This window comes from Bradyrhizobium sp. ma5, from assembly GCF_042258955.1.
Classification (GTDB): domain Bacteria; phylum Pseudomonadota; class Alphaproteobacteria; order Rhizobiales; family Xanthobacteraceae; genus Bradyrhizobium.
Genome location: NZ_CP170156.1, coordinates 8,233,134 through 8,256,738, shown reverse-complemented (window position 1 = coordinate 8,256,738; position 23,605 = coordinate 8,233,134). Strand labels below are relative to the sequence as shown.

19 protein-coding genes are annotated in these 23,605 nt (G+C 64.8%); 6 read left to right on the top strand and 13 right to left on the bottom strand.

From position 1 onward, the window contains the following. Nucleotides 1–17: 17 nt before the first annotated feature. The 3 genes from ACE103_RS39035 to ACE103_RS39025 are packed head-to-tail and all read right to left on the bottom strand — an operon-like array spanning nucleotide 18 to nucleotide 4,923. The gene (locus ACE103_RS39035; protein WP_375777305.1) at nucleotides 18–3,137 is read right to left on the bottom strand and encodes an efflux RND transporter permease subunit; all 3,120 of its coding nucleotides are present in this window, start codon (nucleotides 3,135–3,137) and stop codon (nucleotides 18–20) included. After that, entirely contained in the window at nucleotides 3,134–4,330 is a 1,197-nt protein-coding gene (locus ACE103_RS39030; protein WP_375777304.1) for an efflux RND transporter periplasmic adaptor subunit, read from the bottom strand. Before ACE103_RS39030 ends, ACE103_RS39035 begins: the two co-directional genes overlap by 4 nt. After that, nucleotides 4,327–4,923 carry a hypothetical protein gene (locus tag ACE103_RS39025; protein WP_375777303.1) on the bottom strand — a complete coding sequence of 199 codons (597 nt, stop codon included), beginning with the start codon at nucleotides 4,921–4,923 and terminating at the stop codon, nucleotides 4,327–4,329. The genes ACE103_RS39030 and ACE103_RS39025 overlap by 4 nt, the downstream gene beginning before the upstream one ends. A 35-nt stretch (nucleotides 4,924–4,958) precedes the next feature. Between ACE103_RS39025 and ACE103_RS39020 the strand changes: the two genes are divergently transcribed. Then, the gene (locus tag ACE103_RS39020; RefSeq protein ID WP_375777302.1) at nucleotides 4,959–5,903 is read left to right on the top strand and encodes a LysR family transcriptional regulator; all 945 of its coding nucleotides are present in this window, start codon (nucleotides 4,959–4,961) and stop codon (nucleotides 5,901–5,903) included. A gap of 79 nt (nucleotides 5,904–5,982) precedes the next feature. Here the strand turns inward: ACE103_RS39020 and ACE103_RS39015 are convergent, their stop codons facing one another. Continuing rightward, nucleotides 5,983–7,587 carry a DHA2 family efflux MFS transporter permease subunit gene (locus ACE103_RS39015; protein ID WP_375777301.1) on the bottom strand — a complete coding sequence of 535 codons (1,605 nt, stop codon included), beginning with the start codon at nucleotides 7,585–7,587 and terminating at the stop codon, nucleotides 5,983–5,985. Between the two features lie 15 nt (nucleotides 7,588–7,602). Next, the gene (locus tag ACE103_RS39010) at nucleotides 7,603–8,865 is read right to left on the bottom strand and encodes an HlyD family secretion protein (RefSeq protein WP_375777300.1); all 1,263 of its coding nucleotides are present in this window, start codon (nucleotides 8,863–8,865) and stop codon (nucleotides 7,603–7,605) included. A 204-nt stretch (nucleotides 8,866–9,069) separates the two neighbouring features. On the opposite strand from ACE103_RS39010, the gene ACE103_RS39005 reads away from it, so the two are divergent. Beyond that, nucleotides 9,070–9,795: a TetR/AcrR family transcriptional regulator gene (locus ACE103_RS39005; protein WP_375777299.1), complete on the top strand. Its 726-nt coding sequence runs from the start codon at nucleotides 9,070–9,072 to the stop codon at nucleotides 9,793–9,795. A gap of 400 nt (nucleotides 9,796–10,195) precedes the next feature. Further along, the gene (locus ACE103_RS39000) at nucleotides 10,196–10,774 is read left to right on the top strand and encodes an outer membrane protein (protein WP_375777298.1); all 579 of its coding nucleotides are present in this window, start codon (nucleotides 10,196–10,198) and stop codon (nucleotides 10,772–10,774) included. Between the two features lie 70 nt (nucleotides 10,775–10,844). Here the strand turns inward: ACE103_RS39000 and ACE103_RS38995 are convergent, their stop codons facing one another. From ACE103_RS38995 to ACE103_RS38970, 6 genes are all read right to left on the bottom strand, one after another. Then, nucleotides 10,845–11,561 carry a dihydrofolate reductase family protein gene (locus ACE103_RS38995; RefSeq protein ID WP_375777297.1) on the bottom strand — a complete coding sequence of 239 codons (717 nt, stop codon included), beginning with the start codon at nucleotides 11,559–11,561 and terminating at the stop codon, nucleotides 10,845–10,847. Nucleotides 11,562–11,742: 181 nt separating this feature from the next. Beyond that, the gene (chrA, locus tag ACE103_RS38990; protein WP_375777296.1) at nucleotides 11,743–12,921 is read right to left on the bottom strand and encodes a chromate efflux transporter; all 1,179 of its coding nucleotides are present in this window, start codon (nucleotides 12,919–12,921) and stop codon (nucleotides 11,743–11,745) included. A gap of 40 nt (nucleotides 12,922–12,961) precedes the next feature. Further along, entirely contained in the window at nucleotides 12,962–13,558 is a 597-nt protein-coding gene (locus ACE103_RS38985; RefSeq protein ID WP_375781269.1) for a superoxide dismutase, read from the bottom strand. A 167-nt stretch (nucleotides 13,559–13,725) separates the two neighbouring features. Further along, nucleotides 13,726–14,070: a hypothetical protein gene (locus ACE103_RS38980; protein WP_375777295.1), complete on the bottom strand. Its 345-nt coding sequence runs from the start codon at nucleotides 14,068–14,070 to the stop codon at nucleotides 13,726–13,728. Nucleotides 14,071–14,173: 103 nt separating this feature from the next. After that, the gene (locus ACE103_RS38975; protein WP_375777294.1) at nucleotides 14,174–14,992 is read right to left on the bottom strand and encodes a chromate resistance protein ChrB domain-containing protein; all 819 of its coding nucleotides are present in this window, start codon (nucleotides 14,990–14,992) and stop codon (nucleotides 14,174–14,176) included. 236 nt (nucleotides 14,993–15,228) lie between these two features. After that, complete coding sequence (locus tag ACE103_RS38970; protein ID WP_375777293.1) at nucleotides 15,229–15,585, bottom strand: hypothetical protein; 357 nt, start codon at nucleotides 15,583–15,585, stop codon at nucleotides 15,229–15,231. Nucleotides 15,586–15,765: 180 nt separating this feature from the next. Between ACE103_RS38970 and ACE103_RS38965 the strand changes: the two genes are divergently transcribed. The 3 genes from ACE103_RS38965 (at nucleotide 15,766) to ACE103_RS38955 (ending at nucleotide 18,416) form a co-directional block, all read left to right on the top strand. Next, complete coding sequence (locus tag ACE103_RS38965; protein ID WP_194461113.1) at nucleotides 15,766–16,044, top strand: metal/formaldehyde-sensitive transcriptional repressor; 279 nt, start codon at nucleotides 15,766–15,768, stop codon at nucleotides 16,042–16,044. Between the two features lie 5 nt (nucleotides 16,045–16,049). Further along, complete coding sequence (locus tag ACE103_RS38960) at nucleotides 16,050–17,147, top strand: nickel/cobalt efflux transporter (protein ID WP_375777292.1); 1,098 nt, start codon at nucleotides 16,050–16,052, stop codon at nucleotides 17,145–17,147. A gap of 138 nt (nucleotides 17,148–17,285) precedes the next feature. Beyond that, complete coding sequence (locus tag ACE103_RS38955) at nucleotides 17,286–18,416, top strand: Cj0069 family protein (protein WP_375777291.1); 1,131 nt, start codon at nucleotides 17,286–17,288, stop codon at nucleotides 18,414–18,416. A 349-nt stretch (nucleotides 18,417–18,765) separates the two neighbouring features. Here the strand turns inward: ACE103_RS38955 and maiA are convergent, their stop codons facing one another. Next, nucleotides 18,766–19,431 carry a maleylacetoacetate isomerase gene (maiA, locus tag ACE103_RS38950; RefSeq protein WP_375777290.1) on the bottom strand — a complete coding sequence of 222 codons (666 nt, stop codon included), beginning with the start codon at nucleotides 19,429–19,431 and terminating at the stop codon, nucleotides 18,766–18,768. A gap of 304 nt (nucleotides 19,432–19,735) precedes the next feature. After that, nucleotides 19,736–23,590, bottom strand: coding sequence for a methionine synthase (gene metH, locus ACE103_RS38945; RefSeq protein ID WP_375777289.1), 3,855 nt, complete (start codon nucleotides 23,588–23,590; stop codon nucleotides 19,736–19,738). Nucleotides 23,591–23,605: the final 15 nt, after the last annotated feature.

The window sequence follows — 23,605 nt, the reverse complement described above, 5'->3', positions numbered from 1 at the left end:
CACGGAGCAGAGCCAGGTCATAACGCCACCTCGGGTTTGTGTGGTGCGGTCCTCCGCGCATTAGGGCGCAGCTTGGCGAACCAGCGGGTCAAGCCGTCGAGATAGATGTACACGACCGGCGTCGTGAACAGCGTCATCAGCTGCGAGACGATCAGCCCGCCGACGATCGCAAAGCCGAGCGGCTGGCGCAGCTCCGATCCGGTTCCGGTGCCGATCATCAAGGGAACGCCGCCGAGCATCGCGCACATCGTCGTCATCAGGATCGGTCGGAAGCGCGCCTTGCAGGCCATGTAGACCGATTGCTCGGCGGGGAGATGCTGGTGGCGTTCGGCCTCGAGCGCGAAATCGATCAGCATGATGCCGTTCTTCTGCACGATGCCGATCAGCAGGATGATGCCGACCAGCCCGATCACGTCGAGCCCGAAGCCGAACGCCCACAGCGCGAGCAGTGCGCCAAGCCCGGCGGACGGCAGCGTCGAGAGAATTGTGATCGGATGGATCGTGCTCTCATAGAGCATGCCAAGGATCAGATAGACCGCGACAACAGCGGCGAGGATCAGGATCGGCGTCGACGCGAGCGCTGCCTGGAACGCCTGCGCGTTGCCCTGGAAGCTGGTGACCACGGTCGATGGCACGTGCAGGTCGGCGGTCGCCTTCTGGACTGCCGCGACCGCGGTCCCCACTGCCGTGCCCGGCGCCAAATTGAAGCTCAGCGTGACCGACGGAAACTGGCTCTGGTGGTTCACTGAGAGCGGCGCGGTGCCGTAATCGATGCTCGCGATCTGGCTCAGGGGCACCATCGTGCCTGCGGACGAGCGGACGTAGATGCGGTTGAGCGCATAGGGGCCGAGCTGGAACGACGGATCGACCTCGAGGATCACGTAATAAGTGTTGAGCGTCGTGAACAGCTGGGCGACGTGACGCTGGCCGAATGAATCATAGAGCGTGTTGTCCACCGCGGCCGGATCGATACCGAGGCGGGAGGCCGCATCGCGGTCGATCTGCAGCTTGAGTTGACGCGCAGCGTTGGCCTGGTCGGTGGCGACGTCGGCCAGTTCCGGCAGCGTCTTCAGCTTCTGATACAGCTTGCCGGCCCACAGATTGAGCTCGTCCTGGTTCACGTCGGTGAGGGTGAACTGATACTGTGTCTTGGACAGGCGGCTGGCGAGATTGATGTCCTGCGTCGCCTGCATGAACACCGACATCCCCTTGATCTTCTGCAACTCGGTGTCGAGCTGCCGGATCACCTGATCGGCGGATGCATTGCGCTCGTTGCGCGGCTTCAACAGCACGAACAGGCGGCCGTTGTTCTCGGTCACGGTCGGGCCGCCCGGTCCGATATAGCCGGTCGCATTGGCAACCGAGGGATTCTTCGCGATGATATCGATGACACTGCGTTGCAGCGTCGCCATCTGCGCCGGCGAGATGTCCGCCGAGGCCTCGGTGATGCCGGTGATCATGCCGGTGTCCTGCTGGGGAAAGAAGCCCTTGGGGATGGCCACGAACAGCAGACCGGTCACCACGACACTTGCCAGCATGATCGACATGGTCGTGGCCTTGAAGTGCAGTGCTTTGGCGAGCACGGCCTCGTAGGCGGCCTGGATCGCAACGAAGCCGCGTTCCAGCGCGCGCGACACCACTCCGGCATTGGCGCCCTGGTGCGGCGACAGCAGATAGGCGCACATCATCGGCGTCAGGGTCACCGAGACGATCACCGACACCACGATGGCGACGCACACCGTGACGGCGAATTCCTGGAACATGCGGCCGATCACCCCGCCCATCAGCAGCAGCGGAATGAACACCGCGATCAGCGAGACCGAGATCGAGATGATGGTGAAGCCGATCTCGCCGGCCCCCTTCAGGGCGGCCTGCATTGGGGAGAGACCTTCCTCGATATGCCGCGAGATGTTCTCGATCATCACGATGGCATCGTCGACGACGAAGCCGACCGCGATCGAGAGGCCCATCAGCGACAGATTGTCGAGGCTGTAGTTGAGCAGATACATCACGCCGAAGGTGCCGATCAGCGAGATCGGGACCGAGACCGCGGGGATGATGGTCGCCCACAGATTGCGCAGGAACAGGAAGATCACGCCGACCACCAGCGCAATGGTTAGCACCAGAGTGAGCTGAACGTCGGCGACGCTGGCGCGGATGGTCTGGGTGCGGTCGGAGGCGATCTGGACCTTGATGTCCGACGGCAGGCTCGACACCAGCTGCGGCAGCAGTTTCTTGATGCCGTCCACCGTGCTGATCACGTTGGCGCCGGGCTGGCGCTGGATCGCGAGGACGATGGCGGGCTTGTCGTTGTACCAGCCATGCAGCGTGATGTCCTCGGCCGCCACCACGGCATGCCCGATGTCACGCAGGCGGACCGGCGCGCCGTTGCGATAGGCGATGATCAGATCGTCATACTTGCTCGCGACCAGCACCTGGTCGTTGGTGGCGAGCGTATAGGCCTGCTGGCTGCCGTAAAGCACGCCCTTGGGCTGGTTCACGGTGATGTTGCCGAGCGTGGTGCGCAATTGCTCGAGATCGAGCCCCGCGGCAGCGAGCTTGGCTGGATTGACCTGCACCCGGATCGAGGGCTTTTGCATGCCGCCGATGGTGACGAGCGAAACGCCCGGCACCTGCGACAATTTCTGCGCCAAGATGCTGTCGGCATAATCGTCGACCTTGGTCAGCGGCTCGGTGTCCGACATCAGCGCGATCAGCAGCACCGGCACGTCGGCCGGATTGACCTTGTGGAAGGTCGGCGGCGACGGCATCGTCTTGGGCAATTGTCCCGATGCCGCATCGATCGCGGTCTGCACGTCCTGCGCGGCCGCATCGACGCTGCGGTTCAGCGCGAATTGCAGCGTGATCTGGGTGTTGCCGAGCCCGCTGCTCGAGCTCATGCCGGTGAGGCCTGCGATCTGCCCAAATTGCCGCTCCAGCGGCGTCGCGACCGATGACGCCATGGTCTGCGGATCGGCGCCGGGCAGTTGCGCGGTGACCTGGATGGTCGGGGTATCCACCGTCGGCAGCGCCGAGACCGGCAGCCGCACGAAGGCGATCATGCCGACCAGCACGATGGCGATGGCCAGAAAGGCTGTGGCGACGGGCTTACGGATAAAACCTGCGGAGATGTTCATGGCAGCATGCCTGCGCTTGCGGTCGTTGCGTCCTGGACCTGGTCTTTCTTGTCATCGGGCACGATCTCGACCGTCGTTCCCGGATTGAGCCGGTACTGACCCGCGGTGACGACGGTCTCGTTTGCGGCGAGGCCCTGCTCGATCAGGACCTGCCCGTCGCGCGATTGCCCTGTCGTGACATTGCGGACGCTGACGACGTTGTTCGCTCCGACCACATAGGCGAAGCCGCCGTCCGGTCCCTGGCGCACCGCCGTCAGCGGCACGGTGAGCGCGTCGTGACGAACCGCGATCGTCAGATGGACGTTGACGAACGTGCCGGGCCACAGCGTGTTGCCGGCATTGGGAAACGACGCCTTGAGCTGCACCGTGCCGCTCGTGCTGTCGACCTGGTTGTTGATCAGCATTAGGCTGCCGTGGTCGAGCTTGCGCTTGTTCTGTGCATCATACACGTCGACCGAGGCGTCTCCGGACGCCAGCGCCTGCCGCACGCCCGGGATCTCGCCGGACGGCAGCGTGAAGATCACCGCGATCGGCTGCAACTGGGTGAGGACCACAAGCCCGTTGGTGTCGGTCGGATGCACGATGTTGCCGGGATCGATACGACGGATGCCGGTGACGCCGTCGAACGGCGCCGTGATCGTGGCGAAGCTGAGCTGGGTTTGCGCGGCTTCCAGCGCCGCCTTGTCGAGTGCGACGGTGCCTTCGCCCTGCGTGACCTGCGAATCCTGGGTGTCGAGCAGTTGCTGGGTCGCAAAGCCGCGATTGGCGAGCGGCTGTGTTCGCGCCAAATTGGTCCTGGCGTTCTTCAGGCTCGCCTCGTCGCGCGCCAGCGCGGCCTCGGCCTGGTCGACCTGGGCCTCGTAGACCCGCGGGTCGATCTTGGCGAGCACATCGCCGCGCTTCACCTGCTTACCCTCGACGAAATCGACGCTGTCGAGCGTGCCCTGCACCTGGGTGCGGATGGTCGCGGTGTTGATCGGCGTCACTGTGCCAAGTCCTTCGAGCACGATCGGCACATCATGCTGAAGCACCTTCGCCGCCGTCACCGGAACGACGGATGTGGTGGTCGTCGATTGGGCCACCGGTGGATGGTCCGTTGCACCGTCCGGCCGATGCACGACGTAGGCGCCGGCGCCGATTGCGGCGGCGGCCACCAGGCTCGCGCAAGCGATCTTGAAGGTCTTCGATCTCATCGGTCACCAACTCCATCGGTTGTCCGGCGGCCGATCGTTGCGACCAGCTCCAGGACAAAGGTTTCAGTTGCGCTCGCGGCAGCCGTTTGCGCCCCGCGGCCGCCGGTCAAATCGAGGTGGATGATGCGCGCGTCGAGATCGGCGGCGCGCAACGCGCCGATCAGGCTTTCTTGCGGCGCATCGTCGTTGCGGTGAACGACGAGCCGGATCGCGGTCACCGTCGGGGCGATGGAAAACGGCAGGGCGTCGGAGGCGACGTCGATCGCAACAATGCCGCCGCAGGGCAGCTCGCCCCGCAGCGCCAGTTCGAGCATGCGCCGCGCGACCGATCCCTCGCCGAGCAGGATCAGCTGCCGCGGGATCATCCCGACGCGGTCGAGCGCGGCAGCGACGCCGCTCAGGATGCCGGCGTAGCTGGTTTCGCGAAGCTCGATCGGCAGCCACGTCGCCAGCGGCGTGAGCCTGCGCCAGCGCGCGAAGGTTTCCGGCATGGCGATGCACGCGGCATCGGGTGCGACCAGGACGCCGACCAGCACGCCCGTGGTGGCGCGACGGGGTCGGGCTGCGATTGCGCTGTGCGGGCTTTCGGACATGCCCGGAAGCTGGGCCTCGAACCGATATTATTCAAATGAATTGTCTTTATCCGTCAATTCACATCGTGCATGATGACGGCATGCGGATGCGCAATCTCGATCTCAATCTGCTGTTGGTGTTCGACGCCGTCATGCGCGAGCGCAGCGTGGTGCGCGCGGCCGGCGCGCTTGCCATCAGCCAGCCCGCCGTGAGCCACGCGCTGAACCGGCTGCGTCATGCGCTGAAAGACCAGCTGTTCGTCCGCACGCCGTCGGGCATGCTGCCGACACCGCGGGCGGAAGCGTTGGCTCTGCCGGTCCGCAAGGCGCTCAATGAGCTGCAACTCGCGGTCGAGGGGGATCGCTTCGATCCGGCGCAGGCGGAGCGGCGCTTCACCATTGCCGTCAACAATTATGCCGCGGTGGTCGCGGCCGGCTCGATCATCGCAGCGGTGCGCGCGCAGGCGCCGAAAGTGCGGCTGACGCTGGTGCCGAGCGGGACGCTCAATCTCGCCGACCGGCTCGATCGCGCCGAGCTCGATCTCGCGATCTCCGCCCGCGCGCTGGAGGGCGAGCGCTTTGCCTCCTGCCGGTTGATCGAGGACCGCTTCGTCGCGGTGCTGCGGGCCGGTCATCCGGCCTTGCGCAAGAAGCTGACCGGCGAGACGCTGGTCGAGCTGCCGCACCTTGCGATCACCTCCAGCGGCGAGGATCTGGATTTCATCGATGCCTGGCTGCGGACCCGCAAGGCGAACCGCACCATTGCGTCAGATGTGCCGTATCTGTCCGCCGGCGCGGTCTTGGTGCAATCGAACATGGTGGCGATCCTTGGACGCAAGCTCGCGCTCGAATTCCGCCGCGCCTATCCGATCGAGATGCGGGAGCTGCCGTTCGATGCATCGAAACTGCAGAGCGTCATGAGCTGGCACCGTCGCTTCGACGATCTGCCGGCGCACCGCTGGCTGCGGGATACGATCATTGCCGCCACGCGCGGCATTTGATCTGCGTCGAGACCATCCGGAATCAATACGCCCGCGCCGATCTTTGGCGCGGGCGCATCGCAGTTGGCCTCTGCACTCGTCAGTGGCCGACGGGGGCGGGACCGCCGAGCTTGACCTTGCGCAAGGTCAGCGCCAGCGGGATCGCCGACAGCGAGATCAGCATCAGGACCCAGAACGCGTCCATGTAGGACAGGAACGAGGCTTGGGTCTGCACCTGCTGCCCGATCCACTGGATCGCCTGCTGGTGCGCCTGCGCCAGCGAGTTGCCTTGGGCCACGAAGAAGTCGGTGACCTGGTGCAGCGTGTCCCGATATTGCGGGCTCGACGGCGTCACCTGCTCGACCAGCCGGCTCTGATGGAATTGCTGGCGATGGGTCAACACGTTGGAGACGATCGAGACACCGATCGAGCCGCCGGTGTTGCGCGCCGCGTTGATCAGCGCGGAGGCCTGGTCGGTCTTGTCAGGCGGAATGCCGTCATAGGACGCCGCCATGATCGGCACGAAGATCAAAGGCAGGCCGACGCCGATCAGCATGCGCGAGCGCGCCATGAACCAGAAGCCGAGATCGGCATACACGTTGGTCATGCTGTACATCGAGGCGGCGATCACCAGTGCGCCGGCGACGATCAAATATTTCGGCTGCACCTTGGCGGCGAGCCGGCCGACCGCGAACATCATCACCATGGTGACCACACCGCCGGGCGAGAGCACGAGGCCGGCCCAGGTCGCGGTGTAGCCGAAATCCTGCTGCACCAGTTGCGGCAGGAACTGAGTGGTCGCGAGCAGGATGGCACCGGTCGCCAGCATCACCAGGAAGCAGGCGCCGAACTGCCGGGTCGCGACCATGCGCAGGTCGATCATCGGATTGCGGCGGGTCATCTCCCACGGGATCATCAGCACGAACGCCGTGGCGCTGATCGCCGCAAAGGCGATGATGAAGGGCGAACCGAACCAGTCGTCCTCGAGACCGCGGTCGAGCGTTACCTCGAGCGCGCCGAGGAAGGTCGCAACCAGCGCGAAGCCGATGAAATCGAAAGTGTTGTCCTGCAGCTGCGCGGCCTTCTGTGCGCCTTTGGCCTTCGCGGGCTCCTGCAGCACGGCTGCAATCAGCGCGATCGCGAACACGCCGACCGGGGCGTTGATCAGGAAGCACCAATGCCAGGACAGATTGTCGGACAGCCAGCCGCCGAGCGTCGGCCCGACCACCGGCGCCACCACCACGGCGATGCCGAACACCGCAAACGCCTGGCCGCGCTTGGCCGGCGGGAACGCGTCGGCGAGGATCGACTGCGCCACCGGCACCATGCCGCCGCCGCCGAGTCCTTGCAGGATGCGGAACAGCAGCAGCGCGTTCAGATTGGGCGCGAAGCCGCACAGCACCGAGCTCACCGTGAAGATGCCGAGGCAGATCAGGAAGAAGGTCTTGCGCCCGAGCATTCGCGCGAGAAAGCCCGAGACGGTCAGGATGATGGCGTTGGACACCAGATAGGTCGTGACCACCCAGGACGCTTCGTCCTCGCTCACGCCCATGCCGCCCGCGATGTAGGGCAGCGCGACGTTGGCTATGGTGGTGTCGAGCACCTCCATGAAGCTCGCGAGCGCAACCACGATGGCGATCAGCCAGGGATTGACGGCAACGCTCGGAGCAGGGAGGCTTTTGGCATCAATTGCTGCTGCACTCATGACTGCCTCCCCGGATCAGAGCTTTCCAAGACGCTCGAGCAGTGACGGCGCGGGGTTGATCCGCACCGTCGGGACGACGGACATGCCCGGGCCGAGCGCGACGTCGGTCGGCGGGTTGTCCATCACGATCTTGACCGGCACGCGCTGCACGATCTTGACGTAGTTGCCGGTGGCGTTCTGCGCCGGCAGCAGCGAGAACGCGGTGCCCGATCCGGGCTGCACGCTCTCGACATGGCCCTTGATGATGCGGCCGGGATAGGCGTCGATCTTCAGCGTCACCTTCTCGCCCGGACGCATCTGGTCGAGCTGGATCTCCTTGAAGTTCGCGGTGACCCAGGTCTGGTCGGGCACGAACATCGTCAGATTGGTACCGGCCTGTGCGAACTGGCCGACGGCGGCCGAAAGGTTGACGACGCGGCCGGGCTGCGCGGCAGTGACCGTCGTATAGGAGAGATTGAGCTCTGCCTGGTCGCGCTGCGCCTCGGCCTGGGCGAGGTTGGCGACCGCGCTCTTGCGCTGCGCCTTCAGCGATTCCACCTGGCGCTGCCCGAGATTGAGGGTCGCCTGCGCGCTCAGGAGAGACGCCTGCTGCTGATGCAGTTGCGAGGTGTACTGCTCGGAATTCTGTACCGTGCCGTAGCCGGTCTGCTCCAGATGCTGGTAGCGCGTCGCCTGCTGCTGGGCGAAGGTCAGCGCCGCCTGCGCCTGGTCGACCTGGGCCTGGTTGGCTGCGATCTGCGCCTGTTGCACGTCGAGCTGCGCATCGACATTCTGGATGCTGGCCTGGGCGGCCGCGATCTGCGCCTCGGCCTGCGCCAGCGCGACGCGATAGTCACGGTCGTCGATGCGCGCGATCACGTCGCCGGCGGCGACGTGCTGGTTGTCGGTGACCGGGACCGCAGTGATGTAGCCGGAGACCTTCGGCGCGAGCGCGAACTGCCGCGCCGCGATGAAGGCGTCGTCGGTGGATTCGAAATGCTCGCTGTAGTTCATGTAAAGGGTGCCGCCGCCGAGCGTGGCGGCGAGCAGCACGGCGCCGATCGCGGAGACCACCGGACGGCGGTGCAGGAAGCCGCGCCGCTGTGGCGTGACCTCCGGCGGAACGGTTTCCGGCGCGGCCGGCTCTCTGCTTGCGGGGCGCTCCTGCGCCGGAGCCCGCGCGGTGACCTCCGGCCGCTCGGCTGTGACGTTGGGCTCGTGGGGCGCCGGCGCCGAGGGCGAACCCTCGATGCGCTCGTGCCCTTCCTGGTCGCGCTCTAAAACAGTGTCTTCGAACATGATGGCTGCTCCTGCTGTCAGGCGAGGTCTGCAAGGCCTTCGCAAAAGGGAACGATACCGTTCCGTTCTGTGCGACAAATAGTCTCGCGGCGGCGCAGCGTCAATAGAAACGGAACTGTACCGTTCTATTTACAACGAGATGTGATAGGGCTATATTGCCTGACGTTGCCGGCCGGACCGGCCCCTGGAACCCGGGGAAAACCGATGACCACCAGTACCCTCAAGACGCCGCGGGCGCCCAAGACCAGGACGGCGACGAGGCCGGCCGAGGTGCGTGCCGGCCGGCCGCCGAAGGAATTGGCCGGCGAGGTCGATGCCCGCATCCTCGATGCCGCGCGCAAGGTGTTCCTCGAGCGCGGCTTTGAAGGCGCCAGCATCGACGAGATTTCCGAGGCCGCGCGCTCCGGCAAGCGCACGATTTATGCGCGCTTCCGCGACAAGCGCGCGCTGTTCACCGAGGTGGTGACGCGGGACATCCTGTCACGCATCGCGGAGTTCAAGGCGGACGCGCCGCTCGGCGCGACGGTGGAGGAGCGTCTCACCAGCGTCGCCTCGACCCTGTTGCACTGGGGCCTCGACGCCGACCGGATCGGCTTGATGCGGCTTGCGATCGCGGAGGCGCATCGTTTCCCGGATCTCGCCGCCACCGTCAACCGCAGGGCGCGCGCGCTCGCCACCGAGCTCGGCGTTCACCTGCTGCGCGAGCTGACGCAATCCGACGAGCTCGGCAAGCTGCCCGCCTTCGCGCCGGAGCACCTGTCTACCACCGCACGCCTGTTCCTCGACATCATCGCGGTACCGATGCTGCTGCGGGCTCTCTACGAAGTCGACCTGAAGGCGCTCGATCCCGAGCTCGATGAGCATGTTGCGCGCGGCGTCGCGTTCTTCGTCGCGGGGTGCAGAAGCGGTTACCGGTTCGGCACCGACTGATTCCGGGCGGTTCACTCAACAGGTTGTGAGTGCGGGCCGTTGCAACTTGGTCGCAGATTGCAGAAAAGAATAAGAATCGAATGAGACATGCTGTCGCATTCCTTCCTTCTCATGGCAGAGACGTGTATCGCTGGCTTGCAGCAACCACAAGGGGAATGGAAGTGCGTCGTTTTGCAATCGTTGGGACTTGCCTGCTTTTGATTACGCAATTTACGAACGCGGCGTCAGCCGCTGACCTGCCGGAGCGTAGTTGGACCAAGGCTCCGCCATTGGTGGCTCCCGCGTTCAACTGGTCCGGATTCTACGCCGGCGTGAATGTGGGCGGCGGTTGGTATGATGGTGGGGATATCGCGACAAGCAGCAATGTCAGCTCGATCATCCCCCCGGCAACATCGTCCGTGTGCCCGTTTCGAACAATAACCAGGCCGGTGTCACCGCTGGTGGACTGCTCGGATACAATTATCAGCTCGACAGGGTCGTCCTCGGCATGGAAGCCGATTTCAACTATGTCGACCTGAAGTCCTCCAGAGGTGGAAGCACCACCGCCGCATTCCCTGGCGGCGTGACGGGAAACTTCAACATTGCGAACACCAGCAAGATCGATTGGTTCGGCACCGTGCGCGGGCGCATCGGCTTCGTGCCGGCCGAGCGTCTGCTGATCTACGCGACAGGCGGTCTGGCCTATGGTGAAGTGAAGACCCACATCGCCAATTCGTCGGCCTTCTCCACGGGCCTCTCGCGGCTCTGGCTTGGCGATAACTCCGACGTCCGCGCCGGCTGGACCGCCGGCGGTGGCCTCGAATATGCCTTCACCAACAACTGGACGCTGCGCGGCGAATATCTCTATGTCGATCTCGGTAGCAGCGGCACGACGGCAACGTTCCAGGGCACGGATCCGCTACAGAGCCAGATCCGCTACAATGCCAGCCGCGAGAACAGGTTCAGCGTTGCTCGCGCCGCATTGAGCTACAAGTTCTGACACCGGCTTGAGCAAACGCCGCGTTCCCTCTCCCGCACGCGGGAGAGGGAACGCGGCTATGCGGCCTCTCTCAGCCCGGCGCGTGCTCGACGGCGTGACGCAGCCAGACCATGCCGCCTTCCAGCGTCTCGCAGTGGGTGAGCCGGAGCGACTGCCCGGCGCCGGGGCGGTCGCCGTCCGGGCCATGATAGTCGACGATGCTCTGCGATCCCGCGACGCCGTCGACCGCCGGATGGATCAACGTGCTGAACTCGTCGATCAGTCCCTGTTTGAGGAACGCGCCATTGATCCCGCCGCCGCCTTCGAGCAGCAGCGTTTTGGCGCCGAACAGTGATGCGAGCTGCGCCATCGCGCCCGCCAGATCGTCGCCCTTGGGGCCTGCAAAGATGTAGGAAGCGCCGTCCTCGCGCAGCTCGGCGAGATGGCTGTCCGAGACCTGTTCGCCGAGCACCGCGACGGCGTGATCGCCGCCGACATTGTCCTTGCCGAAATGCACGCGGCCCGACGGGTCGATGCCGACAGCGAGCTTGCGGCCGTCGCGGTTGCCGAGATGCGGCTCGCGCGGCACTTTCGGCGCATTGGCAAATTGCCGCTCCGTCCCCTTGGCCATCTCGTTCATGGTGACGCGGCCGATGATCCATCCATCGGCATTGAAGCCGTCATGGATCCTCTCATAGTGGGAGCGCAGCGCGTCAGCCGGGATACCGGCGGCGGGCTTGGTGAAGCGGCTGGGATGGAGCCGGCCGTCGATCGACGTGCCCATGTGGCAGATGATGTGGGGGCGCATTGGCTTAGCTCTTCGGTGGGTGTGACAGCGCCGCAGGGGCGGGTGGGGCAGCTCCTGATCTAGCGAGCCGCGGGCAGGTTCTCAACGCCGATAACGCAGCGGTGTTTCAACTTCGCTTATCGGCCTCGTCAAAATCGGCCGCGCCGCTTGAACCAGAGCACTGCCAGGATGCCGCCGGCGGCTAATGAACCATCACCCAGGTCGGTTGCAGCCACGGATACGCGATCAGGCCGACGACCGCGGTCGCCGCGATCAGCAGCGGATTGCTCACCTTCCAGCGGAACAGGATGGCCAGCGAGATCATACCGATCACTGCTGTCAGCCAGTCGCCGATGGCGATCTTGCCGAGCAGGATGCAGGCGCCGAGGATGGTGCCGATCGCCGCCGCATAGGCGCCCTTCACAAAGCCCTGTACGTTGGGGTTTCCGCGATGCCGTGCCAACAGTGGCGCAACGATCAGCACCAGCAGGAACGACGGCAGGAAAATGCCGATGGTGGAGACGACCGAGCCCCAGAATCCCGCCACAAGGTAGCCGACGAAGGTCGCGGTGATCACCACCGGTCCCGGACTGATCATGCCGATCGCGACCGCGATGAGGAATTGCCGCTCGTCGAGCCAGCCATATTGCTGCACGAGCCCCTGCTCGAGGAACGGCACGATGACGAGGCCGCTGCCGAATGTCAGCGAGCCGGCCTTGAGGAAGAACAGCAACAGCTTTGAAAGCGTAGACCCGCTTGCAACCGGCGCCAACGGACTGGCGGCCGCCGGCACGATGGCAATTCCCGGCAGGATCGCAGGCGAGCGTTTGAACGGCTTGCCGTAGTAGAGAATGCCCACGATGCCCGCGCCGATGAATAGCAGGGCAACCTCGGCCTGGAGGATGACCGTGACCGCCAGGCAAACCGCCGCGATCGCCCATTGCAGCCAGTCTTCCATGCCGAGCTTGGCCAGCCGGTAACAGGAGTGAAGAATGAGCGCGATCACGGCTGGACTGACGCCGTAGAAGATCGCGGTGACCGGTTGGAGATCGCCAAGGTAGACGTACAGCGCTCCGAGCGAAGCCACGATGACGAAGTTGGGAAGGATGAAGCACCATCCACCGACCCAGGCGCCCCAGAAGCCGCCGCGAAGCCAGGACACATAGATGCCGACCTGGATCGCCAGCGGTCCCGGAAGCGATTGGCAGATCGCAATCGATTCCTTCATCTCAGCCTTGGTCAGCCATTTCTTGCCGTCGACCAGTTCGCGCTCCATCTGCCCGACGAGCGCGACCGGGCCGCCGAAGCCGAGAAAGCCGAGGCGTAGGAAATAGCGTGCCAGTTCTGCCAATCGGCTGCGCTGCGGGGGCGTCGGTGTCATTCCTGAAATCTCCCTGGAAAGAAATTTCGCGCGTCTCTCCTCAAACTTCTTTCGAATATTGCTCGTACAATCTGACCGCGTTGTCCCAGCGGATGGCTTCCATGTAGATGTCGACATAGCGGGCCGCCGCGGCCCCGAAATCCATGTGATAGGCATGCTCGTACATATCGAGCACCAGCACCGGGCGGCCGCCGGCCAGCGTCGTCGTGTGGTCGGCAGCCCATTGGTTGACGAGCCGCTTGTCGCGGGGCGAGTACGCGAGAATTACCCAACCCGAACCGCCGCCTTCCGCCTTGCCCATGGCCGCGAATTCGGTCCGCCAGCGCTCCATGCTGCCGAAGTCGCGCGCGATCGCTTCGGCGAGCGCGCCGCTCGGCTTGCCCGCGCCGCCGAGCCCGTCGAAATAGACTTCATGCAGGATCATCGAGTTCGCTGCGATCAGCTCCTCGCGCTTTAGGCCGTTGATCACAAAGTTCGGCGCCTTGGCGAAGTCGAGCTCGGCAAGCTGCGTCCCGATGGCGTTGAGCCGCTTCACGGCGCCGACGTAATTGTTCTCGTAGTGGCTGACGAGTATCTTCTCCGAGATGCCGCTGATCGATTTTGGATCGAACGGCATCGGCTTTGCCTGATAGGACATGGCTTTGGCTCCTGTCTGCGGGTTGGCTTCGGCTGCGGCCTGGTTGACGCCAAGCACGGTTGCGGATGCTGCGGCGACGCCAGCCGCTGCGATAAAGTCTCGGCGTCCGGTGTTGATGGTCATTGGCTTCTCCCAATGTTGAACGGTTCTTGCTTCAGATCGCGGCGCTATTGCTTCGTGAGCCCGACGATGGTCGGGAATCCCGAGATGGTCTGCACCGAGATTTCGACGGGATCGCCGAAGCGGACGGCATTGAAGATCAGGCCGTCCTGCACCCTGAACGGCTTCGTTCTGCCCGCCGACAGGCGAATAAGCAGTGTGTCGTTGCGCTCATCGACACGATCGACGACACCGCGCAGGGTCTGCGCCGCCGGCGTTTGGACCGCAGCCGCATCCGCGTAGCCGGCTGCCGGAAGTTTCGCGATGAACTCGTCCCGCGTCAGGGCGTGCGCGGGCATGGCAATGCCCGCGATCGTGAGTGCTACAATCAGGGAGAGATTTCGCTTCTGCATGGTGGTTCTCCTGGCCGTGCTGTGCTGCCCCAGGTTTCTTCAAATGCGCTGCTGTCAGCTCAGATCACGGCCGCCGGGCGCACGAGGACGAAGATCGCGACGGTCATGGCTTCACCTTGCTGGTCGGCCAGTTATGCGTCTCCCGGGTCGCGTCGCGGCACCAGCGATAGAAGGCGTCGTAGAGCAGCATGCCGGCGCTCAATTGTTCGAGGTCGTCGTCGAACATGCGCGACAGGCCGAGCGAGGCGGCGAGCAGCCCTGGAGCTTCCGGCGAGAGATCGAGCCGCGCGGTATCCGCGGCCCGCACCATTGTCGCGAGCCGCTCCAGTGCGGGCGTCGACAGGCCGAACTCCTTGACCATCACGTCGAAGGTGCAGAGCTCGCCGCGATGGCTCCAGAACACATTCTCGATATCGAACGGCGTGGCGTCGAAGCGTTCGGCGACGGCCTCGACTTCTGCTGATGCGACGAACAGGAATACGGCCGCGGGATCGACAAAGCGGCGGATCAGCCACGGGCAGGCGATGCGATCGATCTTCGGTCGCGAGCGCGTCACCCAGACGGTGCGGCCGCGCCCGTCGCGCTTCGGAATCCTATCGACAGGAACGGTCGGAAGCTCCGCAGCTTTCCACGCGAGGTGGCCGCCCTCGAGAACTTCGGCAACAATGTTGCCGCATCGGAGCAAGGCGGCGGTGCCTTCGCTGAGCTTCTGTCCCTTCTGGCAGACCACGACCACGGACTGGCCTGTCAAGCGGGAAGCCCAGTCCTGGACGTCGAGATGGGAGTGCCTGATGGCGCCCGGGATCAGGCGCGGATCGGCGGCGAAATCCTCGTCGATACGGACGTCGACGAGCGTCGGCGCCTTGGCGGTGCCGACGAGACGAGACAGTTTTTCGGATGAGATCGATGTGTATGACGACATGGTGCGTCCTTGGTGAACAGGACGCGATTCTTGGGCATGTCGCCTCGCGGGGAGATCGCACATCCCCGTGCGCTGGAATTAAGACCTTGTGCTGATCGATGTCAACCGGAGTGCGCCGTGGTCACGCGCGAAACGTCCAGGTCACTGTCACGAACAGTTCACCTGCGCGGCTCGGAACAATGTCTCGACCGCGGCGCAAGACTTGATGCAAGACTCACTGTCGGGATCGCTGCGATCTAGAAGCCGCAGTCCCTAAATTGTTTTGCGCCGACGTGAAATCGCGAGCCTTGCTCGACGAAGTCCACGTCCAGGCACTGGTTGCCGCGGCGAAACGCGCCGATGCCGTTGCAGCGGAGATATTCGAGGTTGATCCGCCAGCGCTTTTCACGGGGCGAATAGGTCGCGAAGTCGTGTTGAGCGGTGGCGGGTCCTCGGCAAATCCCTGCGATGTAGTGCCGGACTTCGGACGGCAGATCGTCGATGTGATCGGCATTCCAGGGGCTGTCATTGTGTCCGATGCTGCTCTTGGACACGGCCGGCAGCGCGCTCGACAGCAGGATCGGGAGAGCCAACATCAGGATGTGGACCTTCACGCGATGCCTCCTGCCAGTTGTCTCGTTGGCCTTGTTGCTGGATTGACCGAATTCAATGCCGTGCGCGCCGCAATTTAAAGCGCGAGTATCCCCACCAGTGTGAGCGCGGCCGCGCCCGCGCACCCCAGCCGAGGCCCGAAACGGGTTGACCAATATAGGGTACCCCCTTATATTATCAGAATGTCGCACACGATCAAGCACAAGTCCAAGCTCGTCGGCCGGGTCCGCCGCATCAAGGGTCAGCTGGAGGCCGTCGAGCGGGCGCTGGAGTCCGAGATCGGCTGTGCCGACGTGTTGATGCTGGTGGCCTCGGTTCGCGGCGCCATCAACGGCCTCACCGCGGAACTGCTCGAGGATCACATCCGCCATCACGTGGTGGACCCTGCCCGGGAAAAGGATCCCGAGAGAGCGCAGGGCGCCGCCGACCTGATCGACGTCGTTCGTACCTATTTGAAGTGAAGCACATGACCGATCTGTCCCAGCTGCTCCAGCAGAGCAGCGCGCATGCATGGCTGTTCATCCCCAGTGCGATCCTGCTCGGCGCGCTGCATGGTCTCGAGCCCGGCCACTCCAAGACGATGATGGCGGCCTTCATCGTCGTGATCCGCGGCACCGTGGTGCAGGCGGTGCTGCTCGGTCTGTCGGCGACGATCTCGCACACGGCCATCGTCTGGATCGTCGCGCTGGCGGGGCTGCATTTCGGCCAGCAATGGTCCGGCGAACGCGGCGAAGCCTGGCTGCAACTGGCCTCGGCGGCGATCATCATTTCGATCGCAGCCTGGATGGCCTGGCGCACCTGGCGCGAGCAGACTTCCGAACACGACCATCACCATCACCATGACCACGATCATGACCATGATCACCATCATCACGACGAAACACGGCAATTGAGCCTCGCCGGGCAATCGCTGTCGCTCGAAGTCTTCGAGGACGGTGTGCCGCCGCGCTGGCGGTTGCGCAGTGAGGCCGGGGCGCTTCCGGCGGCTGGCGAGGTCGATGTCGTGACGATCCGCCCCGACGGCAGCGAGCAGCAGTTCCGCTTCGCCGCGCGGGACGGCTATCTGGAAAGCGTCGATGAAATTCCGGAGCCGCATGCTTTCAAGGCCCGCGTGTCGGTGCGGGCGGACATTGCCGAAGTCCTGTTCGAGGAGCATGACCATGCGCATATGGACCTCGGCGACGCCGACGATGCACATGCGCGCGCGCACGCTGCCGACATCCGCAAGCGCTTTGCCGGGCGGACCGTCACGACGTGGCAGATCATTCTGTTCGGCCTGACCGGCGGTCTCATTCCGTGTCCGGCGGCGATCACCGTGCTGCTGCTCTGTCTCCAGCTCAAGCAGTTCAGCCTCGGCTTCGTGCTGGTGCTCTGCTTCGGCATCGGGCTTGCGATCACCATGGTCTCCGCTGGTGTTGTGGCCGCGCTCAGTCTCCGTCATGTCGAGCGTCATTGGGGTGGCTTCAGCCGCTTCGCCCAACGCGCTCCCTACGTGTCGGCTGCGCTGATCGTGCTGGTCGGCCTCTACACGGGCTGGCTGGGGTTGCACGGGATCACGGCCTGATCCCGGATCATGATATGATCCCACTTCCATCTTGAAACCTGCGCGAAGTGGTCTAGAGTTCCTGCCAAGGGGACAAGCCAGACTCCCCGTGAGACCTCGGTCCAAGCTCTGCGCGACACTCACGTCGTGGAGCTTGTTATGGACACCGATCAGCACACATCCCATCGTTCTAAAATCGCCATCCTGTGGCGTGGCGACGCCGCGGCGCGGCAGGAGGCAACGGCGCAGAACAGCCGTTTCGTTCGCGTCTTCGAAGCGCTCGTTGCTTCCGGCATCGAGGCTATCCCCGTGGTCTATGACGAGACCTTCGCCGATCTTGTCCGCGACCAGCTGCTGACAATGGACGGCGTTCTGGTCTGGGTCGATCCGATCCATCAGGGCAAGACCCGCGCGGCGCTCGATCCGCTGCTGCGCGAGGTCGCGGCGAAAGGACCGTGGGTCAGCGCACATCCCGACATCATCCTCAAGATGGGCGTCAAGGACGTGCTCTTCCGGACGCGTCATCTGGGCTGGGGCGCCGACACGCATCGATACGCCACCGCGGACGCCTTCCGCGCCGAATTCCCGTCGCGCCTTCGTACGGCCGGGCCGCGCGTGCTCAAGCAGAACCGTGGCAATGGCGGGCAGGGAGTCTGGAAGGTCGAAGCCTTGAAGGTCGAAGGTTTGCCGAATGCGGACGCGACCGTCCGCGTGCTTCACGCACTACGCGGCAGCCAGCCCGAGCAGATGCCGCTGGACGCTTTCATGGCACGCTGCGAGCCGTATTTCGGTTGGGGCGGCTGTATCATCGATCAGGCATTCCAGCCGCGGCTGCCCGAGGGCATGATCCGTTGCTATGTCAGCGGATCGAAGGTCGCGGGCTTCGGACACCAGCTGATCAAGGCCTTGATCCCGCCGCCGCCGGAAGGTCCGGATTCACCGCAAGCTCAACCCGGACCGCGCATCATGCACGGTCCTGATGCTCCGCAATTCCAGACGCTGCGGCGGCGGATGGAGGACGAATGGATTCCAGGATTGATAGCGACGCTGGCGATCGATGAAGCGTCGCTGCCGGTGATCTGGGATGCGGACTTCCTCTACGGTCCGCGCGATGCCGATGGCGCCGACAGCTATGTGCTCTGCGAGATCAACGCGAGCTCGTGCTTCGCGATTCCCGACGAGGCGCCGGCGGCGATCGCACGGACGATTATGTCGCGAGAATGCGGCTGTATGCCTCACAAGCCGCGCCACGACACTCACCGTCGTCCCGGCGAAGGCCGGGACCCATAACCACGAATGACTATCGTTGCGCGACGCTGGAACAACGAGTCCCGCTCACAACAGCTGCTGCGGAGTATGGGTCCCGGCCTTCGCCGGGACGACGCCTGGAGGGCGCTGTGGCATCGCGACTCAAGCACTGGCGCCTCTGGAATACTGGATCACCCGCATGCGCGGGTGATGACACCACGTGTTTGACGTCTTGAATTGCGATCCATCCGCATCGTCGTCCTGGCGAAAGCCAGGACCCATTACCCCAAATGCGTATTGTTGTGCGGCGCTCGAACGACGAGTCCCGCTCACAGCATCCGCTGCGGCGTATGGGTCCTAGCTTTCGCCAGGACGACGATGCGGAGATTCCCTACGTTGCCTTCGCCCGCATCGCCTCGGGCGTATCCGGCTGCGCGGAGGGATGTGCCTTGGCGAACGCGGGCAGCGCCATCGCGGTGTCGTGGATGCGCTTCACGGTCGGCCAGGGCGACAGGCTGATCTGCTGGTTGAGCGCCGCGGTGACATGGCCGACCAGGCAGATGTCGGCAAGCGTCGGCGCATCGCCGTGGCAGAACTGGCCGGTGGCCTTGTGGCCGGCGAGGTGGCCCTCGAGCGCCGCCAGCGTCTCGACCGTCCAGTGCCGCCGCCACGCGTTCTGCTGGCTGTCGCGCAGGTCGAGCTCGCGGTCGAGATAGCGGCGCACCCGTGGCGTCAGCAGCGGATGGCCCTCGCAGGCGACGATCAGCGCGAGCCCGCGCACCCGGGCGCGGCCGAGCGCATCTGGTGGCAGCAGCGGCGGGCTCGGATAGGCCTCGTCGAGATAGTCGATGATCGCTAACGACTGGAACAGCACGGTGCCATCGTCGGTCACCAGCGCCGGCAGCGCCATCTGCGGGTTGATCTTGCGATAGGCATCGGCGCGATGCGCGTCCGCGTCGATGTCGACGAACACGACCTCGGCCGGCACGTCCTTCAGATTGAGCGCGATCCGCACCCGAAAGCTCGCCAGCGATCGCCAGAAGGAGAAGAATTGCATGGGGAAATTCTCACTGCGCCAGACGATTGCGGCCGCAGCCCGGATCAAGCGCAAGCGAAGTCCGGGACCGGTCATCGTTCCGTCGCAGTCTATCCCGGATTGCGCTTCGCTGCATCCGGGCTACTGCGCTTCCCCTTCCCTGGAAGGGGAGGTCGTCTGGCATCGCGCGGAGCGATGCGGGACGGGGTGGGGTGACGGTCTCTCCGTTGAAGCGGTGCCCGGTGGAGGGATCACCCCACCCCGGCGCGCATTCCGCTTCGCTCCATGTGCACCGACCCTCCCCCTCCAGGGGAGGGTGAAAGGTCTACCCCGCACCCACTTTCTTCTTCCGCCAGGCCAAGTGCACCGCGCAGGTGCAGCCCTGCGGATGCGAGGCCAGTTCCTCGTCATTGGCGGGCGTCGCGGCGGGCGCGATTGCCTGGCCCTTCGCGCCGTCCTGCGAGGGGATGTAGTTCAAGACCGGCGCGAGCCAGCGCTCGACCTCGGCGACCGTCATGGCCTTGCGCGCGGCATAGTCCTCGACCTGGTCGCGTTCGATCTTGCCGACGCCGAAATAGAAGCTTTCGGGATGCGAGAAATACAGGCCCGAGACCGACGAGCCCGGCCACATCGCGTAGCTCTCGGTCAGCTTCACGCCGGAGGTGTTCTCGGCATCGAGCAGCGCGAACAGCGTCCGCTTCTCGGTGTGATCGGGCTGCGCCGGATAGCCAGGCGCGGGACGGATGCCGTCATATTTCTCGAGGATCAGTTCGTCCGCAGCGAACGTCTCGTCGGGCGCATAACCCCAGAACTCCTTGCGCACACGCTGGTGCATGCGCTCGGCAAAGGCCTCGGCCAGACGATCTGCCAGCGCCTTGCACAGGATCGAGGAGTAATCGTCATTGGCGTTCTTGAAGCGGTCGGCGACCGCGTCCTCGCCGATGCCGGCAGTCACGACGAAGCCGCCGATATAGTCCGGCACGCCGGTTTCGACCGGCGCGACGAAATCGGACAGCGCCGCGTTGAAGCGGCCCTCGCGCTTCTCGAGCTGCTGGCGTAGCGTGTGGAAGGTCGCGATCTTTTGCTTCCGCGTCTCGTCGGCATAGACCTCGATGTCGTCACCGACGGCATTTGCCGGCCAGAAGCCGATGGTGGCCCGCGCCGTGAACCACTTCTCCTGGATGATCGTGTCGAGCATCTTGCGCGCGTCGGCATAGAGCGAGCGCGCGACCTCGCCGACCTTGGGGTCGTCGAGGATCGCCGGGAAGCGGCCGGTCAGCTCCCAGGTCTGGAAGAACGGCGTCCAGTCGATGTAGTCGGCCAGCTCGGCGAGATCGTAGGCGTCAAAACTCTTCAGCCCGAAGAAGGCCGGCTTCTTCGGCGGCGCTGCCGCAAAGTCGATCGCGACCTTGTTGGCGCGGGCGACGTTCAGCTTCAGCCGCTTCTTGTCGGCCTGGGCGCGGAAATGCGCCGTCGAGATTTTTGCGTATTCGGCGCGCACCTCGGCGGCATAGGCCTGCTTCTTCTCGGCCGACAGCAGCGAGGAGGCGACGCCGACGGCGCGGCTCGCGTCATTGACATGCACGACCGGGCCGCCCGGATAGTTCGGGTCGATCTTCACGGCGGTATGCACCCGGCTCGTGGTGGCGCCGCCGATTAAAAGCGGTACGTTCATGCCCAGCCGTTCCAATTCGCCGGCGAGGAAGCTCATCTCGTCGAGCGAGGGCGTGATCAGGCCGGACAGGCCGATGATGTCGGCGCCCTCGGCCTTGGCGGTCTCGATGATCTTGTTGGCGGGCACCATGACGCCGAGGTCGATGACCTCGAAATTGTTGCACTGGAGCACGATGCCGACGATGTTCTTGCCGATGTCGTGGACGTCGCCCTTCACCGTCGCGAGCACTATCTTGCCCGCGGCGTTGCGGCCGCCGGTGATGCCGTTGGCGAGGTTGCGCGCCTTCTCCTCCTCCATGTACGGCATCAGATAGGCGACCGCCTGCTTCATCACGCGGGCCGACTTCACGACCTGCGGCAGGAACATCTTGCCGTCGCCGAACAGGTCGCCGACCACGTTCATGCCGGCCATCAGCGGCCCCTCGATGACGTCGAGCGGACGGGTGGCGTTTTGGCGGGCGGCCTCGGTGTCGGCCTCGATGAACTCGGTGATGCCGTGCACCAGCGCGTGCGACAGCCGCTTCTCTACCGGCCATTCGCGCCAGGCGAGATCCTGCTCCTTGGTCTGCTTCTCCTTGCCGCGGAATTTCTCGGCTAGCGCCAAGAGCCGCTCGGACGCGCCGGGGTCGCGGTTGAGGATCACGTCCTCGCAGGTCTGGCGCAGTTCGGGGTCGATATCGTCATAGACGATCATCTGTCCGGCATTGACGATGCCCATGTCCATGCCGGCATGGATGGCGTGATACAGGAACACCGAGTGCATCGCCTCGCGCACCGGCTCGTTGCCGCGGAACGAGAACGAGAGGTTGGAGACGCCGCCAGAGATGTGCGCGCCGGGCAGGTTCTGCCGGATCCAGCGCGTCGCCTCGATGAAGTCGACGCCGTAATTGTTGTGCTCCTCGAGGCCGGTCGCGATCGCAAAAATATTCGGATCGAAGATGATGTCCTCGGGCGGGAAGTCGAGCCGGTTGACCAGCAAGTCGTAGGCGCGCTTGCAGATCTCGGTCTTGCGCGCGAACGTATCGGCCTGGCCGGTCTCGTCGAAAGCCATCACCACCACGGCGGCGCCGTGACGCTTGGCGACCGTCGCCTCGTGCAGGAATTTCTCCTCGCCTTCCTTCATCGAAATCGAGTTCACGATCGGCTTGCCCTGGATGCATTTCAGGCCGGCCTCGATGACGTGGAATTTCGAGGAGTCGACCATCACCGGCACCCGCGCGATGTCTGGCTCGGCGGCGACGAGGTTGAGGAACGTCACCATCGCAGCTTCAGAGTCGAGCAGGCCTTCGTCCATGTTGACGTCGATGACCTGGGCGCCGTTCTCGACCTGGTCGCGCGCCACCTGAAGTGCTGCGGTGTAGTCGCCCGCGGTGATCAGCTTGCGGAAGCGCGCCGAGCCGGTGACGTTGGTGCGCTCGCCGACGTTCACGAACGGGATCGCGTCGGTCAGCGTGAAGGGCTCGAGGCCGGAGAGCTTGAGCCGCGGTTCGATCTCGGGCACCACGCGGGGCTTGTGCGGGGCGACGGCCTTCGCGATCGCCGCGATATGGTCCGGCGTGGTGCCGCAGCAGCCGCCGACGATGTTGACGAGGCCGGCAGCGGCGAACTCGCCGATCAGCCGCGCCATGTAGTCCGGCGTCTCGTCATACTGGCCGAACTCGTTGGGCAGGCCCGCGTTGGGGTAAGCACAGACCAGCGTGTCGGCGACGCGGCCGATATCGGCGATGTGCGCGCGCAGGTCCTCGGCACCGAGTGCGCAGTTGAAGCCGATCGTGATCGGCTTGGCGTGCCGCACCGAATGCCAGAACGCTTCCGGGAGCTGGCCGGAGAGCAGGCGGCCGGACTTGTCGGTGATGGTGCCGGAAATCATCACGGGCACGTCGATGCCGCGCTCCTCGATGAGCTCGGCGATCGCATACAGCGCAGCCTTTGCGTTCAGCGTGTCGAAGATGGTCTCGACCAGCAGTAGGTCGGCGCCACCGTCGAGCAGGCCCTTGGCCTGTTCGCCATAGGCCTTGCGCAAATCGTCGAAGGTGACCGCGCGATAGCCGGGATTGGAGACGTCGGGCGAGATCGAGGCGGTGCGGTTGGTCGGGCCGAGCGCGCCGGCGACGAAGCGCTGCTTGCCGTCCTCGGCGCTCACCCGCTCCGCGGCCGCACGCGCCAGCCGCGCGCCCTGCAGGTTCAGCTCGTAGGCGAGATCCGACATGTCATAGTCGGCCTGCGCGATCGAGGTCGAGGAGAAGGTGTTGGTCGCGACGATGTCGGCACCGGCACGCAGGTAGGCGGCGTGGATGTCCGTGATCGCCTCTGCCTGGGTCAGGATCAGGAGATCGTTGTTGCCCTTGATGTCGCGGTGGAAGTCCGCAAAGCGCGCGCCACGGAAGGCGGCTTCGTCGAACTGCAAGCCCTGGATCATCGTGCCCATGGCGCCGTCGAGCACCAGGATGCGCTCGCGGGCGGCCGCGAGCAAAGCGTTACGCTTGGGAGAAACCGGTACGGACATCGATCGCTTTCTGGG

Excerpts from the sequence above, each read along its gene's own strand:
- ACE103_RS39035 (WP_375777305.1), bottom strand. The coding sequence starts at position 3,137 with ATGAACATCTCCGCAGGTTTTATCCGTAAGCCCGTCGCCACAGCCTTT.
- ACE103_RS39030 (WP_375777304.1), bottom strand. The coding sequence starts at position 4,330 with ATGAGATCGAAGACCTTCAAGATCGCTTGCGCGAGCCTGGTGGCCGCC.
- ACE103_RS39025 (WP_375777303.1), bottom strand. The coding sequence starts at position 4,923 with ATGTCCGAAAGCCCGCACAGCGCAATCGCAGCCCGACCCCGTCGCGCC.
- ACE103_RS39020 (WP_375777302.1), top strand. The coding sequence starts at position 4,959 with ATGAATTGTCTTTATCCGTCAATTCACATCGTGCATGATGACGGCATG.
- ACE103_RS39015 (WP_375777301.1), bottom strand. The coding sequence starts at position 7,587 with ATGAGTGCAGCAGCAATTGATGCCAAAAGCCTCCCTGCTCCGAGCGTT.
- ACE103_RS39010 (WP_375777300.1), bottom strand. The coding sequence starts at position 8,865 with ATGTTCGAAGACACTGTTTTAGAGCGCGACCAGGAAGGGCACGAGCGC.
- ACE103_RS39005 (WP_375777299.1), top strand. The coding sequence starts at position 9,070 with ATGACCACCAGTACCCTCAAGACGCCGCGGGCGCCCAAGACCAGGACG.
- ACE103_RS38995 (WP_375777297.1), bottom strand. The coding sequence starts at position 11,561 with ATGCGCCCCCACATCATCTGCCACATGGGCACGTCGATCGACGGCCGG.
- chrA (WP_375777296.1), bottom strand. The coding sequence starts at position 12,921 with ATGACACCGACGCCCCCGCAGCGCAGCCGATTGGCAGAACTGGCACGC.
- ACE103_RS38985 (WP_375781269.1), bottom strand. The coding sequence starts at position 13,558 with ATGTCCTATCAGGCAAAGCCGATGCCGTTCGATCCAAAATCGATCAGC.
- ACE103_RS38980 (WP_375777295.1), bottom strand. The coding sequence starts at position 14,070 with ATGCAGAAGCGAAATCTCTCCCTGATTGTAGCACTCACGATCGCGGGC.
- ACE103_RS38975 (WP_375777294.1), bottom strand. The coding sequence starts at position 14,992 with ATGTCGTCATACACATCGATCTCATCCGAAAAACTGTCTCGTCTCGTC.
- ACE103_RS38965 (WP_194461113.1), top strand. The coding sequence starts at position 15,766 with ATGTCGCACACGATCAAGCACAAGTCCAAGCTCGTCGGCCGGGTCCGC.
- ACE103_RS38960 (WP_375777292.1), top strand. The coding sequence starts at position 16,050 with ATGACCGATCTGTCCCAGCTGCTCCAGCAGAGCAGCGCGCATGCATGG.
- ACE103_RS38955 (WP_375777291.1), top strand. The coding sequence starts at position 17,286 with ATGGACACCGATCAGCACACATCCCATCGTTCTAAAATCGCCATCCTG.
- maiA (WP_375777290.1), bottom strand. The coding sequence starts at position 19,431 with ATGCAATTCTTCTCCTTCTGGCGATCGCTGGCGAGCTTTCGGGTGCGG.
- metH (WP_375777289.1), bottom strand. The coding sequence starts at position 23,590 with ATGTCCGTACCGGTTTCTCCCAAGCGTAACGCTTTGCTCGCGGCCGCC.